Consider the following 16,760-nt stretch of genomic DNA (forward strand, 5'->3'; position numbering starts at 1 on the left):
ATTTTCAGGTTTAGGAATCGGGATGACTACGAGCAAGATGGTCACCCGATTACCACACCCGGTCACCCCACACCCTCTTATCCTACAGCCGTCACGCCTTCAATCTCCTCATCGGTTAGCTCATACAACTCCCGTAACTTCTGTAAGGTTTCCTGATCCGGTTCCCAGAATCCTCGCCCATTTGCCTCTAACATCCTGCCGACAATATTGCGAAATGCCTCAGGATTTGCCTGTTGCAACCTCTTGGCCATTTCTTCATCCAAGGCATAAGTATCTGCTGCTTGGTCATACACCCAGTTATCTTGAAAATCAGCTGTACCCCCCCAACCAATCAATGCTGTCATCCGTTGGGAAATCTCATAAGCTCCCCCAGACCCCTGATTGGCCATCGCCTCAGCCCACTTGGGATTAAGTAACTTTGTCCGATACTCCAACCGCAACAAATCCTCTAGCTTCCGGGGTGTAGTATCCTTTGAGAAACTTTCCACAAAACTGGCATTAACGGTCTTACCCCCTTGCTTCTCGGCTGCTCGCTTCAAGCCTCCAGTATTGGCATAGTATTCTTGAATATCTGTCAGCCCATATTCCACCGAATCAATTTCCTGGACTATACTACTGGTACTTTTTAGCAGCTGCTCCATGACTTCGGGACGGGCTTGACCTTTATCTTGCCGTCCATAACTAAATACATTGCGGCTTTGCCATGTATTCGCTAATTCATCCCCCGATTCCCAATTTCCATCGACTACTTGGTCATTGACCAGAGAACCATAATCCCCGGCTGGATTAGAAAACAATCGAGCAGAAACATTGTCTACCCCTTGCGATCGCAAAGCTAACCCATGCTTGCGGATAAAATTCTCTTCCTCCGGTTCATCTGCCTCAGTCGCCCTACGGAACAAATCATCCAGCAGCTCAACAATATTGACAAAACTATCCCGAAAAATCCCTGACAGATTTGCCAACACATCAATTCTAGGATGACCTACCTCAGCTAAGGGCATCAAATCATACCGTACAATCCGTCCCGTTCCCTCTTTAACAGGTACTGCACCTACTAACTCCAATAAAATCCCCAAGGACTCCCCACGAGTCTTGATCGCATCCAATCCCCATAGCATTACCGCAACAGTTTCCGGATACTCCTGATGTTCCTCAAGATGCTGGGCAATAATTTTCCTGGCCACCTCCCTGCCCCGTTCATAAGCTGCCGGAGAGGGCATCCGATAAGGATCCAAAGCGTGAATATTCCGTCCTGTTGGCAAAACCCCAGGACCATCCCGCAACAAATCCCCCCCAGGAGCTGGAGGAATATACTCCCCATTCAACCCCCGCAACAAATTCCTCAACTCCTCCCCAGTCTGCATCAACAACTCACCAATCCGTAACGCCTCCTCAACCTTCTCATCCTCGACCTGTTCACTTCCTTCCGGTGTTTGCGGTTCAAATTCTCCATCGACAATGGCCTTAACCATCCCTTCCGGGACATCCTCCCCAAAATAAGCCCGGAGGTAAGACTCTAACTGTTCCGAATCAGGTACTTGACCTAGAGTGTGCAGCCCAGAGGAAAACAACCGTTGTTCCACCACTAGCAGGTAGTTGTACAACTTGACAAGATAGCGATTAAATGAATCAGCACTAAACATCTGGGCATTCTCTGGACTGAAAGCAATTCCCAAGCGCTTAGCGTCCTCAAAGGGACAATCCGTATCCAAGCCACTATCCACAATCTTTTTACAAATTGCTTCTTTCAAGGCATAATTCTTTTCAGGATCCTCCCGATACTCTGAGATTAAATCCCGTAGCACTACCAACTCCTTATACAAACCAGCCCGACCATAAGGGGGTACATTATGGGAAACCAACACCCCATAACCCCGACGCTTTGCCAACATTGACTCTGAAGGATTATTGGCGGCATAGATATATAGATTCGGGATATTTCCTAGCAAAATATCCGACCAAGAATACCCCGTATTCCCCAGGGGCGAACCAGGCAACCATTCCACGGTGCCATGCATGCCAAAATGCACCACCGCATGGGCATCAAAATCATTCTGTAACCACTTATAAAAGGCCGTGTACTGGGGATGTGGGGTCAAGTCTCGCTCAAACATCAGTCGCATCGGGTCTCCAGAAATACCCAGGGGTGGTTGTACCCCAATCCAGACATTTCCTAACTGAATCCCACCAATCTCGAACTCATCCCCATTAGTTTTGATTCCTGTACCAGTCAAGGATTGCCATTGTTTCTCAATACGGGTAGTTAGCAAGTAGCCTAACCATTCTTCTAGGGTTTTAACGTTAACTGTGGTTGCTGGTTGCTGGTTACTAGTTGAAGGTTGAAGGTTACTAGTTGAAGGTTGAAGGTTACTAGTTGAAGGTTGAAGGTTACTAGTTGCTGGTTGCTGGTTACTAGTTGAAGGTTGAAGGTTACTAGTTGCTGGTTGCTGGTTACTAGTTGAAGGTTGCTGGTTACTAGTTGAAGGTTGCTGGTTACTAGTTGCTGGTTGCTGGTTAGAAAATTCACCATTCAAGCTGTCACCATTCAACCCTTCGTCTGCTGCTTTCACCCAGCGGATTAGTTCTTCTCCATCTTCTGGTAATTCCCCAACAGTGTAACCTTGTTCTTTTAGAGCGTGGAGGAATTTAAGAAGCGATCGCGGTACATTCAATAAGGCTGCTGTTCCTGTTGCTCCATACCCAGGAGGGAAACCATAGAGAATAATCGCAATTCGTCTTTGGTCTGGTGGGGTTTGTCTGAGTTGAATCCAACGCTTTACCCGTCCAGTTAGTCGTTTAACTCGTTCGGGAATCAGATAAATATCTTCTCCGACTAAACCACCTAGGGGTACAGTATCAATTGCTCCATCCAATTCCGGCAATGCATATAAGACGACACTTTGCAACCCCCCAATGCCTTGTCTTGTCCAAGAGTAAATATCTTGAATCAGTAGGGGTGCAGCAATACAATAAGGGACATTCTTAGCAGTGAGAATACGTTTAGCTACAGCCACCTGTCTTCCGGCTTCCATAGAACCAGCTGGACCCCCTACCAACGGGAAACCAATGGTAGAAACAATGGCATCCACTTCTACAGCGTCTTTAGACAGGGAAGGAGTTTCCACTTTATCCAGTTGCCGCTGTTGGGTTTCATAAGCAGATGTCATCCAATCCCGCACGGCTACATGACCTTCTACACCATTGATAAAGATGGGTAAAGGGGTTAATCCAGCTTCCTCAAAGTAGCGAATTAACTGGGGAATATAAGTTTGTTTTGTAACTACGTGTTTGCGATAAAGCAGAATCCCCACAACAGGGTTTTCTCTAGGGTTAGTGGGTTGAAGGTTGGTGGGTTGAAGGTTGGTGGGTTGAAGGTTAGTGGGTTGAAGGTTGGTGGGTTGAAGGTTGGCTGGTTGAAGGTTGGCTGGTTGAAGGTTGGCTGGTTGAAGGTTGGTGGGTTGTTCGCGTAGCGTGGCCTTTTGGCCAAGGTTGTGTTGAGAAGCTAGTGGGCTGGTAGGGCTTTGCCCAATAACGTTTAATTGTTTAACCTTGAAGCTTTTGTACCATTCTAGGTATTGTCGTGGGGATTCAAAATACCCGTCGTAGTCCGGATGGAGTAGCCCCATGTTTGGAGTTTCCACTGGCGGCGGAATTTCTCCGACTTTCAGCTGTAAGTATTTCTCTGCCAGGGTCCAGAACATAGATGCCACATTGTCTGAGCCACCAGCATTCCAGTAACCGTAGATAATTAGCCAATTGCGCAAGTCTTGGACTTTTCTAGCAGGAATATATTTCAGCAGCTTCGGACCAATTTTCAAAAAGCTGATATAACCGGCTAAGCGGTCTTCTTCCCGTCCGTTGCTGAATTTGTCCAGGATGAATTTTACTGGCTTGGGCATCCCCTTGGGTTTATCCCCAATTTTGAACTGACCAATTTGAGTCAGGCTCATCAGTTCTAGAGCTGACTCGAATACCAAGCGGATGGGGATGTGTTGAATGCGATCGCGTAACCATAACACTTGGTCATAATCGAATAGTAGACTACCAAAGAAGACTTGGGCATCTTGGAGGGCAGCGTCTACAGTATCAGGGTTGGCAGTGATTTCGCGATCGCTAAATACTCTAATATCCAGTTCCGGACAGCGGGAGGTTGCTAACTCAGCAGCTTTGCGGTACAAGTCAGCGTTGAATGATTCAAATCCTGCTATCAGTACAATGCGTTTCATGGAACCAGCTCGAAATAATTCTTTACACTTCGATCATATTTGATCATAATCGTACTGATCGGTTAACACTCCCAGTGGCCTTGGGTCAGTTGTGCCATGATTGAGAATAATTGCTAATTATACTTCGGCGCAGTTGTCGGCAACTTCGGAGCTTGGAACAGGGAACTTCGGATTAATAATTGACGATAACAGTATCCAAAAATACTTTGATCAGAGGTCTATTGCTAATTGATAATTGGTAAGTTACCCAACTCTACTTGATAGTATTCCTTCCCTCTTTTATTATATCAAAACTTGCCATCGCCCGTCTTGCCAATTCCTTAATCTTGGAATTGATCACCCTGAGGTAAATTTACCATCAGGGCCCTTGCGATCGCTAATTGATATTAAGCTCTGCCAATTTTATCAATCAGGAAGTTCTTCAAGTGTTTCAGGGTATTAGCAGAACAGATCACCTGATTAGACCGAAACCCCTGATCAAGGTCTTCTTCCAAAAGATGTAATTGAACATGGTACTGCTCACAATGGTGATTTTGAAAATGATATCTGAAGTTATTTTTTTGTGGCATTGAGACAGTAAATCCGCTGATTTTACGATAGGGTACAAACCAAAACTGATAACTGCTATAATTGGTATTATCCTTAGTTTTAACCTCTACCCCTAAGTCCGTAAAGGTAATGATTTTGCCGACTGTAGTCTCAAACTTCCAATCTTGAGCCTGAGGGAATTTCTTTCTCAGATTATTTTTCCAGATCGTGGCAACCTCAGGAGTGGGATACTCACCTACGAGGTCAATTAGCTCCTGTTTAGCACGCTTTAAGTTACCAGTGGCACGATTTCCCAAGAGGTTAAGCGCCCTCTCTAAAGCCTCTGCCGTGCTAGGGATTTTGGGTGGTAAATTCATAATCAATTGCTGCTTGTTTTTTTTCTATCAATATCAACAGAGCTATCAATGCTCGATCCGGAAGATACTCCATGATTACACCTAAATACATTTAAATTCGTTCAGGTACAAATTTATGGGTTTTATTTAGCAATAGTTGGTACCTCAAATAAATAATAATTGCTATAGTTATATTAGTTTTATTTATAAGCTGTTGGTCATTTAAATTGGAGATTATTAAGTTATAAAAAAAACCGTCAAATCCTCTACCCTACTCCCTAATCCCTACTCCCTAATCCCTGCTTCCTACTCCCTAAAACCCCAAGGGCGTAAGTCCCTCACGCAATTTAGAACTTCTATATTTGGTAAGTGATTAACCGGAGTTAGTATCAATCATCTTGCCAGTGTCATGGAAAACTCCCCGATTTTTCTACAGTTGTTAAAAAATTTGGTAATAATCAAAGAGAGAAGTCAGGTAATCATTCAGAGGTGCTGAAGATGAGGATTTTACTAGTAGAAGATGATGAGCGGATTACCGACGCCCTTGCTGAAGACCTCACCGACCAGCATTATGTCGTGGATGTTGCCCATGATGGTCAAGTGGGTAGGGAACTAGTAGAGAGTTTCAGCTATGATTTAATTTTGTTAGATGTGATGCTGCCAAAGATGGATGGTATTACCCTTTGCCGAAAGTTGCGCTCCCAAGGCAACTCTACTCCCATTCTAATGCTGACGGCTCGGGATACCATCAGTGATAAAATTGTAGGACTGGATGCTGGTGCAGATGATTATCTAGTCAAACCCTTTGATTTAGGGGAGTTGTCCGCTAGGATGCGGGCGTTACTGCGCCGGGGAAATACTACCTTACCACCTGTACTGGAATGGGATTCCCTCCGCCTTGACCCCAGTACCTGTGAAGTGTTCTATGAAGACCGCCTCTTGTCCCTAAGTCCAAAAGAGTATGCTCTGCTGGAATTTTTCCTGCGCCATCCTCGCCGTGTGTTTAGCCGTGCTCAAATCCTGGAAAACCTCTGGTCCTTTGAACGACTACCAGAAGAAGCAACCGTTAAAGCTCATATCCGAGGTTTACGACAGAAACTGGATGCAGCAGGAGCTCCCTCTGATTTGATTGAGACAGTTTATGGTTTGGGTTATCGTCTGAAAGAAAATCCCTAATTCAACTATTCAGTTGTTACCGTTGAAAGTTGGCAGGTTGAAAGTTGGCAGGTTGAACGCGATGGACGAAGTCCCGCTTTCAGCGAACGCCTGGCCTTTTGGCCAAGGTTGTTCGCTTTTCGCGTTCCCGTAGGGTAGGTTGCAGGTTTAAGGTTGGTAGGTTGAAAGTTGGCAGGTTGTTCGCCTTTGGCGTTCCCGTAGGGTAAGTTGACGGCGTTCGTGAAGCAACGAATGATATCAAGTATAGTTGGGTCAGTTAACGATTACCAATTACTAATTACGTCAGCCGTCAGCTGACAGCTGACGGCTGAATGCTTACCTAATTACTAATTACTAATTACTAATTACCAATTACCAGATGTTTCAAGGTCTGCGCTGGCGTCTTCTGTTATATTACCTGATGGTAATGGCGGCAATTTTGAGTGTATTTGGTGCGGGTGTGTATGTGTTTTTAACACAGAGTCTGTACCAGCAACTTGACAAAAAACTACGGACTTTAGCCCAATCCGCCGCCCCCTCATTTACTGAAGTAGAAGTGAAAGGGAATCAATACATTGAACAAGTTGATGAAGTCCCCTGGCGAGATATCTTTAACCGAGACCAACAAAGCCTAGAATGGTTTGATGCTAACGGTAAACTATTGGCAAGGCGAGGTGCGATTGTGTTGAGTTTCCCGCCAAAACTGGGTTCGTGGACTCTACAACTCCCCGAGACATCAGAGCCAATTAGGACCTTTACAATTTCTGTCTTTAAAGACACCTCGAAACCAAGCCAGCCATCCCTAGAGGGCTATATTCGAGCCAGTCAATCCACAGAGGATGTAGAAATCGTCCAAAGCCAACTATTTTGGGGATTAGGAATGGGCGGAATGATCGCTCTAGGGTTTGTTGGTATCGGTGGACTTTGGCTGACCCAGAAAGCTCTTGAGCCGATTGAGCAAAGTTTTAAGCAGCTTAAACAGTTTACTGCTGATGCCTCCCATGAATTGCGCAGTCCTCTAACAGCAATTAAAGCCTCTGTGGATGTGATGCGAAATCATCCTGAGCGAATTCATCCCAAGGATGCTAAGAAGTTAGTGGCTATTGCTAGCGCTACAGATCAGATGAGCCACTTAGCAGAAGACTTACTATTTTTAGCTCGCACTGATGCAGCCTTGTCAATTCCGACCCGAAAGTCAGTCCCAATTTCCCTCAATACAGTTTTGCAGAATGTGGTGGAATTGTTAGAATCATTTGCTCAAGATAAGCAGATTACCTTGGAATATCACGGCCAGACAACAGTTTCTGTAATTGGGGATGAAGGACAACTGACCCGTTTATTTTCCAACTTGCTAGAGAATGCCCTGCAATACACACCCCCTAAAGGAAAAGTGATTATTACTGTTGCTAAACAGAATCGCTGTGCCCTGGTCATGATTGAGGACACTGGCATTGGTATTGCCCCTGAACATCAGCCGTTTGTGTTTGATCGCTTCTGGCGTGCGGATAAAGCTCGTTCTCGCCGAGAGAGGGGTACGGGGTTGGGACTTGCGATCGCTCAAGCAATCACTCACAATCATGGGGGAAAAATCACCCTTACGTCTCAGGTTGGGGTTGGTAGCTGCTTTCAGATACGTTTACCGCTGGTTTAGGAGAATAGGCTCTAGGTTTGGATTTTCTTTTGAAATCATTATATAGGGATCCGTTTAGGAATGAATTGTGATAATTTTTAATGCCATACTCCCTACTCCCTACTCCCTACTCCCTAATCCCTAATCCCTAATCCCTAATCCCTAACTTCCTTACCGACTTTTTTACTTTTGGGTAATAATCTCAAAATATCAAGCCCAGAAAATCATCAATTTAGTTGGGAGGTACCATTTCCCTAATCCCTAATCCCTAATTTCTAAGTTCCTTACCGACTTTTTTACTTTTGGGTAATAATCTCAAAATATCAAGCCCAGGAAATCATCAATTGAGTTGGGAAGTACTGTGGTGAATCAAATGCAGTAAATACTAAAAAATAACAATGTTAGGGTGGGTATTTACAGGCTTGATTCTAGCAGGTCTAAGCACCCAACAGAAGATGAAATTCAGGGTAATTTAGACTCTGGCACCCTCAAAATTTTCGGGGAACTTGCCAAAACGTCTATAGGCAGATTGTGCCTAGGAGGAAATCATCCTTGTTAGGTGCGCTTTCCGTGATGGCGAGCAATCCCTCGCCATCACGGGTCGCACCTCTTGATGCAATAGCGAGTGGGGGTTTCCCCCAAGACCGCGCTGCATCGCTCTTATACCAATACCAAATACCAATACCAATTCTCTAAATACCTGCAACAGATAAATTCCCCATTCCCCAAAATGGGGAATGGGGAATGGTCGGAAAATTTGGTTAATTAATCATGAGGCTTCCAGACTTGATCTAACTTAGCTTTCCAATCAGTTATAGTGTATAGTCATCAAGTTGTAAGCCATTCATTAATTAATAGGTTTAGACAACCTATCTGGGTTGAGATTGATGATGACTATACCTCGGTCACTATCCCTCGAAAAATTAGTTGGAAAGCGTTAACCATACCTAGCATTCAGGAGAGATGATGTAAATGAAAACTCGCATTAAGTTGCTAACAGGTATTCTGGGATTAAGTGCTCTGATCAGTTTCCCGGCAATAGCGCAAGAAAAAACAGAAAACTCAGTTAAAGATGCTGTCAATGATGCAACTGAGTCTATGGTAGAAAGCGCCCCCGATTCCTTGAGCAAACCCCTTCAAGAGGGTGAAAAGGTAGAAATGCCAGCTACCACTGACACTGAATCTACAGCCAGTAACCTTGTAGAGCAAGCTGCGAGCAATGATCAATTCCAAACCCTTGTCAAAGCAATTGAGGCAGCGGGCTTAACGGAAACCTTGGCAGGTGAAGGACCCTACACGGTTTTTGCTCCCACCAATGACGCTTTTGCTGCACTGCCAGCAAATACCTTAGACAGTCTACTACAACCAGAAAACAAAGACGTCCTGGTAAAGCTACTCAAGTATCATGTTGTAAGTGGTGTAGTTCCTAGCAGTGAAATCCAGTCGGGAGAAATTATTACTATGGCTGGAAAAGCGGTGACAGTACACGTGGGTGAAGACGGTAATGTTAATGTCAACAATGCCCAGGTAACTCAAGCAGATATTGAAGCCACTAACGGCATTATTCATGTTGTTGACCATGTAATTTTGCCCTCAAGATCTCATGCTCAATCGGAACCAGCACCAACAGAAGTCAGGCAAAATTCAGATTTAAAAAATTCAGCAGGTGCGACCCGTGGCGAATTTAATTCGCCAACGGAAAGCGCACCTGCTGAATAAGTTTGGTGTTTTTGGGAATTATATCCCGTCCGTTTGACTACTTATTATTCAGGTTTATTCGAGATTTGTATAGTGTAAAAAATCAATTAATAGTTAACACTTAACACGTCACGATTTGCTTTAATACAAAGTGATTAACCGGACTCGATTGAAGTAAATACAAGGAGAGAACAAGGAGAAATCAAAGATGAATAAGTTGATGCCAATTTTACTAGGTGGAGTGATTCTGTTTGGTGCTGCTGCTTGCGATGATGCTAAGACAAGTGATGAAGCCTCCTACTCTATAGATCAAAAAGATGAAGAACTAGTAACCTTACGCTCTGAGGGAAACCAAGGCGATGCCATGCTCCAAGGAACCCAAGAGGAAATGGAGTCGAAGATTGTAACTACTCAAGAGCAAAATCAAGCCTTGGGTAACTTAGAAAACGATGAAGATGACCAACTAGCCAGTTTAGTACTTAATAATTTGGAAACCAATCTCCCCAATAGCCAGTTGGAAGTTGAAGCCGCAGAGGGAATTGTGACTATCTCAGGAAAAGTATCGTCTGATGATCAATTGAGTCAGATTGCACCTTTGGCAATCCAGGTTGAAGGTGTTCAGAGCGTGGATGTTCAAGCTACTGTCCAATAGCCAAACAGCTGATCGCTTATCTGGTCAAGTACCAATCCTTTGTTGCCAATGTTACCTAATTGATGTAATTATCTAATCCATAGAGAGGAGTTAGTCGTCTATTGCTTTTGCCATAGTGGTAGGCGACTTTTGTTGTTGAGTGTCTCTCGGCTTGAATTCATGCTGTAGCAATCCGATTTAAGTTGTGAAACACCGGAAGAGCCGGAAAATGGGGAAGATGGGGAGGAGGAGAAAGAGGGGCAGGAGGGGGAAGATGGTTAGGTGCGCTTGACCCATTAAGAATTAAATTCGCTCAAGGTGCGCGCCTCCAAGGCCGCGAGCAATCCCTCGCGGCCTTGGGTCGCACCTTTCGGCAAAGCCGACGCGGGGCGGGTTCGGGTCGCACCTGAAGAATAGTATCGGCTGTTATTGTCAATCAATTAATTACCATGGCTATACATAGCAATTTATCCTGATTGCTGCAAGGGGAACAATACGGATTTATAAACATTAAGATAGGGTTGGATTATAGGTGCATCGGTGTCTATAGTAATCCTGTATGATTCGTCAACAGTGACAGTTCGCAACTCAAATTAACGAACTAGGGAAGTATTGTTCACCTAGGAATTAGGATTGCTATGTTTGTGTGGTGCTAAAGGGGGATAGGATTGTTAACAAAGTCCCCAAATTCCCGGATCAGGTGCAACTTAGTTATGATCATCAAGTCAATCCCTGTTGAAACCATAACCGCCCAGCAGATCATTGATACCTGTCTTCGCATGAACAGTCTTGGTATCAATCAAGGTACTAGTGGTAATGTGAGTGTCAGGGTTAGAGACAGTATCGGTGAGGCAATAGCAATAACCCCCAGTGGACTAGACTACGAAGACCTAACTCCTGATAAAATCTGCAAAATTTACTTCGGCAAAGACAAAGAACCGGTTTTTGCTGAGAATAATCGTTATTTACCCAGCAGTGAATGGCGATTTCACTATGACATACTGTTGAATCGTTCCGATGTCAATGCTATTGTTCATACTCATAGTATCCATGCTACAGCACTGGCTTGTATGGGTCTACCCATACCCAGCTTTCATTATATGGTTGCTAGGACAGGTGGGAGCAGTATAAAGGTAGCTGATTATGCTACCTTTGGCACTCAAGAACTTAGCAACAACGCCCTAAAAGCACTGGGAAATTCATTTGCTTGTTTGTTAAAAAATCATGGTATGATTGCCTGTGGCAAAGATATAAGGCACGCTCTCAAAGTCGCCCAAGAGCTAGAAACCTTGGCTCAAATTTATATCAAAATCCTCAGCGTTAACAAGATTTATGGAGAACCTCAATTATTGAGTGAGGAAGAAATGCAGATAGTTATAGAAAAGTTTAAAACCTATGGAGTTCAGCCCAATATTGGTAATGGGTGATTGGATAGTAATATCTTATAGTATTTATCAAAAAATCAAATAGTTTAGGTACACAAGCTTTGGATTTTAGGGAATAGGCAATAGGGAACAGGGAACAGGTAAAAAATAGGTGTGTACAACCTCATTAATATCAGAAGCCCTATAGATATTACGTAAGCATTCAGCCGTCAGCCGTCAGCCGTCAGCCGTCAGCTGACGTAATAAAGATTAAACCAATGCTTACTTGTTTTATTTAAAAGCTGATAGCTGATAGCTGATAGCTGATAGCTTACGACTTAGGGATACTCTGGCTAGAGTGTTAACAAAATTAAGCAAAACTTGAAAGTTAGTTAACAATCGTAAATAAAATATTAATAAAATATATATTTTTAGTTAAATTTTAAGTTTACAATCCACCATTAGAATTAAGGATGTCATAAAAAATCAACTTAACAACAGGAGACTATTATGGTCACCGCCCCTACACCAAAGGCAACACCAAAGCCAACGGTCAAAATCGGTCCAACTCAGCTGCTGATCAACAACGAATGGGTAGACAGCGCCTCTGGGAAACGATTCGAGACGATTAACCCTGCTACAGGAGAGGTGATATGTGATGTGGCTGAGGCTGATGCCCCAGACGTTGATAAAGCAGTAGTGGCGGCTAGGACAGCCTTTACCAGTGGAGACTGGCCGAAAATGTCTGCCACCCAGCGGGGGGAGTTACTATACAAGCTAGCTGACTTAATCGAAGCAAACAAGGAAGAAATAGCACGGCTGGAAACCCTAGACAATGGGAAGCCCTATCGTGATTCCTTTAATGCAGATGTGTCTCTAGTCATTGCTTGCTATCGGTACTATGCTGGCTGGGCAGATAAGATTCAAGGCAAAACAATTCCCATCAACGGACCCTACTTCTGCTACACGCGCCATGAACCTGTGGGAGTGATTGGTCAGATTATTCCTTGGAACTTTCCACTGTTGATGCAAGCTTGGAAGTTAGGCCCAGCACTGGCAGCTGGTAACACCGTAGTGATGAAAACGGCGGAACAGACTCCTTTATCAGCGTTGCGGATCGGTGAACTGATTATCGAAGCAGGTTTCCCTCCTGGTGTGGTGAATCTTCTCTCAGGCTATGGACCAACCGCTGGGGCTGCGATCTCACATCATATGGATATCGATAAAGTTGCCTTTACCGGCTCGACTGAGGTAGGGCATCTAATTATGGAAGCTGCTGCTAAGAGTAACCTCAAGCGGGTCACTCTAGAACTTGGTGGTAAGAGTCCTAACATTGTCTTTGCTGATGCTGACATGGATAAAAGCATTGAGGGCGCTCACTTTGCCCTGTTCTTTAACCAAGGACAGTGCTGTTGTGCTGGTTCGCGGCTGTTTGTGGAAGAGAAGTGCTATGACGAGTTTGTAGACAAGTGTGTGAAACGGGCACAAAATCGCACAGTTGGTGACCCGTTTGATGCCAACACAGAACAAGGCCCCCAGGTGGATCTCGAACAGTTCAATAAGGTGATGAGCTATATTGAGTCTGGTCAGCAGGAAGGAGCTCAGATGTTGTGTGGTGGTGGCCGAGTTGGCGATCGCGGTTACTTCATCGAACCGACAGTGTTTGTTGATGTCCAAGATCAGATGAAGATTGCCCAAGAAGAAATCTTTGGACCAGTGATGAGCATTATTAAGTTCAAAGATATCGATGAAGTGATTAAGCGGGCAAATAATACTATGTATGGCTTAGCAGCAGCCGTGTGGACGAAGGATATTACTAAAGCTCATGCGATCGCAAACAATGTCCGTGCTGGTACTGTCTGGGTGAATTGCTACGATGTGTTTGATGCCGCTGCTCCCTTCGGTGGTTTCAAGCAGTCTGGGATTGGTCGTGAACTTGGGGAGTATGGCTTGCAGCAATACACCGAGGTTAAGACAGTGACGGTTAAATTGTAGCATTGTAGCAATCTCAAAGCCTGGGTTTACTATCAACAATTTGAAAATAAGGCTACAGCATAATTAGTTGGTAATTTAGGAAACGCTAATGGGTAATGGGGAATTGTAAGCCAATTTCCTATTACCCATTACTTTATGCTTTGCTCAAGCTTCAAGTTAAAGTGCAGGTAAGCATTGAGCGTTCAGCGGTCAGCGGTCAGCCGTCAGCCGTCAGCCGTCAGCCGTCAGCAGACTTAACTCAGATTAAACAAATGGTTACCTGTTGTCTTGATGCAGTCGCTCATGGGGAGGGGCTGTGTGCGGAACTTGTTTCCGCACCTTGTACGCCCCGTGGAAACCCCCAAGACCGCGCTGCATCGCTTATTCAAAAGCACCTCAAGTACCGTGGCACAGGCTTTGACGCTGATAGCTGATAGCTGATAGCTGATAGCTGATAGCTGATAGCTAATAGCTGAATGCTTACGTTATTTTTTAAGATTTCTTGATCCAGATCAATTTAGAAAAAGAACCAGGAGTTTGGTGTGAGTTTTCGATTTAGGAGCAGTTTATTAAATTTTATTAAGCACCATTGGCTTAAATCCACTAACATAGAACAGAATTAGAGAAAAGGGCTAATTAGAGAGATTCAGAAGGTTTCATGAAATACGGAATTGATATTGGTCACAACTTGCCCCCTGATACAGGAGCTCAAGGTATCAGAGTAGAAGATGAAATGACTAGAGACGTGGGAACGAGAGTAATTTCCAAATTGAGAGACTTGGGACATCAGGTAGTTGAATGCAAGCCTAAGAGTGCGAGTACTTTGGGCAGCTCGCTGCGGCAACGGTGCAATATTGCCAATGCTAATCGAGTTGATCAGTTTGTTTCAATTCATTTTAATGGGTTTAATGGTCAAGCTAATGGGGTAGAAGTATTTGCCATTAGTGATACTGCCAAAAAAATTGCCCAGCCAGTTTTAGAAAAAATAGTCGAGTTGGGCTACTTCAATAGAAAGGTTAAAAATGGCTCTCATTTATATGTCCTCCGATATACCAATATGCCAGCAATTTTGATAGAAAGCTGCTTTTGTGATTCCCAGAAAGATATGGAACTCTACGATCCAGAAGTATTAGCTAATGCAATTGTTAAAGGATTAACAGGAGAAGAGCCACCAACTAATAAATCTTCCTCTGACGATAATGTGCTAGAATTACAAAATGCTCTCAATCGCTTAAAAATAAAAAGTCCTGCTGGTCAGCCATTAGTAGAAGATGGATCTCTTGGTCAGGCGACTATCGCAGCAATAAAAACATTTCAAGCGATTGTAGGAATTAACCAAACTGGAATTGGTGACTCGAGCACATGGCAGACTATTAATCAGATTCTTGAGCAACCCATACTTAGACCTAATCATGCTGGAGGTACCACAGTAAAATATCTCCAACGTCGGGTGGGAACTCAGGCAGATGGTATATTTGGTTCAGGCACCGCAAGTGCTGTGATCAGATTTCAGAAACAACAAGGTTTAACGGCTGATGGTATTGTTGGACCACAAACTTGGAGTAAATTGATTGACTAGCAAGGCTTTAAGCCACGTTTACCATTGAACAGGTGCGACCCGTGGCGAATTTAATTACGGGTCAAGCGCACCTCAAGCAGTTGCCTCACGTCTCACCCGAGCGATCGGGGAGCGTGAGATTAATGGCGGAGAGTAATTATATTATAATAATTATATTAGCTCAAGGTAATAATGAATATTACTCATTACTAGTATAGTTTTCCGTTAACAGGATAAGATAGTCTAATGCTCCATATAATCGGGACAATTTATCAATCGTAAAATTTTCGATATTTTGAGTGAAAATGTCCCTTTGTAATCGTCCAAACTGCCATAAATTACCATCAGTAACTATGCCATAAACAGGACGTTGAACATCTTGATTTATTTTTTGGGAAGCTACCAACTCGGCAAGGCATTGCCCCCAACCTTGCTGAAAATCATTTTTATTCGCTTCAATAATAATAACCAGTGGTTTTTCTAAAACCGTTTTTCCTAATTCGGATTTTGTCGAAAATATGTAGTCAGGAGTACCTGACAAAATTTGGTCATAGAAAATGCTTTTTTGAATCCAAAAAGCATAGGTTTTATAGTATTTTTTATAGAGTTCTCGTAACAAGGGGGAAATGATAATTTCACTCCGGGAAGCTTCCGAGCTGAATACATCTATCGTTTCTTTATAAAACTCTAGATCTTTCAAAAAAATTTCTGGTGGGTCAGTGTCTTGAGAAACTATAAACGTTCCCTCTTCGTATTTAATTTGATAGTGTTTCTGTACATCAGCAATAGTTTTAAAGTCACTAAATGCCATAGTTTATCAGTCTCCTGATTGGGTCTAATCATATCTTAGACATCACACTATCTCGTTATGATATTGGAACAGATGTGCGCCGTAGCCTAAGAGACTGTTGATCAAGTAAATTACAAAGTATATCTTAAGACAGCGATTAGTCGCTGACTGTATATAAAGTAAATTATAAAGTTTATCTTAAGATGGCGATTAGTCGCTGACTATTGGTGGCTTAAGGCGGACAGCTCTGTTAACAAGAGTCAAACAGGTGAAGCCAAGCTCGGGTTTGCTGGTTGTTGGGTAGTCGAGTGCGATCGCTTTTAGCGGAAGCTGAGGCCTAAGGCCAAGCGTGGCCTTAGGCCAATCGCTCTTAACCAGAAGAAATAAGTATAAATACTTGATTACTTACAAAAATCAAGATTTGACTACAATTTAACCAATGCGATCGCTAAACAACATTAAGAGGGTGAAGCCAAGCTCGGGTTTGCTGGTTGTTGGGTAGTCGAGTGCGATCGCTTTTAGCGGAAGCTTTGCTTCATCGCGAAGCGTGGCCTTAGGCCAATCGCTCTTAACCAGAAGAAATAAGTATAAATACTTGATTACTTACAAAAATCAAGATTTGACTACAATTTAACCAATGCGATCGCTAAACAACATTAAGAGCCAGAATTCCTTATTCTCGGGATTATGATCTATTTGGAGCTCTTAGCTGATGGGGTAAGCATTCAGCATTCAGCACTCAGCACTCAGCACTCAGCACTCCGCTTAATCCTTACGGCCAGGGAGAAGCTGACGTAACAAAGATTAAACTAATGCTTACCTGTTTTATTCAAAAGTCAAGTAGCGT

Annotated in this window: 11 protein-coding genes; 8 read left to right on the plus strand and 3 right to left on the minus strand. The window is 43.6% G+C overall.

The features are described 5' to 3' along the window. Nucleotides 1-77: 77 nt before the first annotated feature. Entirely contained in the window at nucleotides 78-4,229 is a 4,152-nt protein-coding gene (locus tag F6J90_RS42200; protein ID WP_293108546.1) for a cobaltochelatase subunit CobN, read from the minus strand. Between the two features lie 386 nt (nucleotides 4,230-4,615). Beyond that, nucleotides 4,616-5,134, minus strand: a complete 519-nt coding sequence (locus F6J90_RS42205; RefSeq protein ID WP_293108549.1) for a hypothetical protein — start codon at nucleotides 5,132-5,134, stop codon at nucleotides 4,616-4,618. A 477-nt stretch (nucleotides 5,135-5,611) separates the two neighbouring features. Here F6J90_RS42205 and F6J90_RS42210 point away from each other — a divergent pair, with 477 nt between their 5' ends. From F6J90_RS42210 to F6J90_RS42245, 8 genes are all read left to right on the plus strand, one after another. Beyond that, complete coding sequence (locus F6J90_RS42210; RefSeq protein ID WP_293108552.1) at nucleotides 5,612-6,289, plus strand: response regulator transcription factor; 678 nt, start codon at nucleotides 5,612-5,614, stop codon at nucleotides 6,287-6,289. Nucleotides 6,290-6,647: 358 nt separating this feature from the next. Then, the gene (locus F6J90_RS42215) at nucleotides 6,648-7,919 is read left to right on the plus strand and encodes a HAMP domain-containing sensor histidine kinase (protein WP_293108555.1); all 1,272 of its coding nucleotides are present in this window, start codon (nucleotides 6,648-6,650) and stop codon (nucleotides 7,917-7,919) included. Nucleotides 7,920-8,870: 951 nt separating this feature from the next. Beyond that, entirely contained in the window at nucleotides 8,871-9,617 is a 747-nt protein-coding gene (locus tag F6J90_RS42220; protein WP_293108558.1) for a fasciclin domain-containing protein, read from the plus strand. Nucleotides 9,618-9,816: 199 nt separating this feature from the next. After that, nucleotides 9,817-10,248 carry a BON domain-containing protein gene (locus tag F6J90_RS42225; RefSeq protein WP_293108561.1) on the plus strand — a complete coding sequence of 144 codons (432 nt, stop codon included), beginning with the start codon at nucleotides 9,817-9,819 and terminating at the stop codon, nucleotides 10,246-10,248. A gap of 692 nt (nucleotides 10,249-10,940) precedes the next feature. Then, a complete protein-coding gene (locus F6J90_RS42230; protein WP_293108564.1) occupies nucleotides 10,941-11,654 on the plus strand; it encodes a class II aldolase/adducin family protein in 714 nt (237 codons plus the stop codon). Between the two features lie 447 nt (nucleotides 11,655-12,101). Continuing rightward, nucleotides 12,102-13,586, plus strand: coding sequence for an aldehyde dehydrogenase family protein (locus F6J90_RS42235; RefSeq protein ID WP_293108567.1), 1,485 nt, complete (start codon nucleotides 12,102-12,104; stop codon nucleotides 13,584-13,586). Nucleotides 13,587-13,681: 95 nt separating this feature from the next. Then, nucleotides 13,682-13,999, plus strand: a complete 318-nt coding sequence (locus tag F6J90_RS42240; protein ID WP_293108570.1) for a hypothetical protein — start codon at nucleotides 13,682-13,684, stop codon at nucleotides 13,997-13,999. 224 nt (nucleotides 14,000-14,223) lie between these two features. Next, a complete protein-coding gene (locus F6J90_RS42245; RefSeq protein ID WP_293108572.1) occupies nucleotides 14,224-15,144 on the plus strand; it encodes an N-acetylmuramoyl-L-alanine amidase in 921 nt (306 codons plus the stop codon). 178 nt (nucleotides 15,145-15,322) lie between these two features. Here the strand turns inward: F6J90_RS42245 and F6J90_RS42250 are convergent, their stop codons facing one another. Continuing rightward, a complete protein-coding gene (locus tag F6J90_RS42250; protein ID WP_293108575.1) occupies nucleotides 15,323-15,934 on the minus strand; it encodes a hypothetical protein in 612 nt (203 codons plus the stop codon). Nucleotides 15,935-16,760: the final 826 nt, after the last annotated feature.

Source organism: Moorena sp. SIOASIH, from assembly GCF_010671925.1.
GTDB lineage: Bacteria > Cyanobacteriota > Cyanobacteriia > Cyanobacteriales > Coleofasciculaceae > Moorena.

What these genes read in the sequence shown, in the direction of transcription:
- F6J90_RS42220 (WP_293108558.1), top strand. Translation starts at nt 8,871, where the DNA reads ATGAAAACTCGCATTAAGTTGCTAACAGGTATTCTGGGATTAAGTGCT.
- F6J90_RS42230 (WP_293108564.1), top strand. Translation starts at nt 10,941, where the DNA reads ATGATCATCAAGTCAATCCCTGTTGAAACCATAACCGCCCAGCAGATC.
- F6J90_RS42200 (WP_293108546.1), bottom strand. Translation starts at nt 4,229, where the DNA reads ATGAAACGCATTGTACTGATAGCAGGATTTGAATCATTCAACGCTGAC.
- F6J90_RS42240 (WP_293108570.1), top strand. Translation starts at nt 13,682, where the DNA reads ATGGGGAATTGTAAGCCAATTTCCTATTACCCATTACTTTATGCTTTG.
- F6J90_RS42250 (WP_293108575.1), bottom strand. Translation starts at nt 15,934, where the DNA reads ATGGCATTTAGTGACTTTAAAACTATTGCTGATGTACAGAAACACTAT.
- F6J90_RS42245 (WP_293108572.1), top strand. Translation starts at nt 14,224, where the DNA reads ATGAAATACGGAATTGATATTGGTCACAACTTGCCCCCTGATACAGGA.
- F6J90_RS42205 (WP_293108549.1), bottom strand. Translation starts at nt 5,134, where the DNA reads ATGAATTTACCACCCAAAATCCCTAGCACGGCAGAGGCTTTAGAGAGG.
- F6J90_RS42210 (WP_293108552.1), top strand. Translation starts at nt 5,612, where the DNA reads ATGAGGATTTTACTAGTAGAAGATGATGAGCGGATTACCGACGCCCTT.
- F6J90_RS42225 (WP_293108561.1), top strand. Translation starts at nt 9,817, where the DNA reads ATGCCAATTTTACTAGGTGGAGTGATTCTGTTTGGTGCTGCTGCTTGC.
- F6J90_RS42235 (WP_293108567.1), top strand. Translation starts at nt 12,102, where the DNA reads ATGGTCACCGCCCCTACACCAAAGGCAACACCAAAGCCAACGGTCAAA.
- F6J90_RS42215 (WP_293108555.1), top strand. Translation starts at nt 6,648, where the DNA reads ATGTTTCAAGGTCTGCGCTGGCGTCTTCTGTTATATTACCTGATGGTA.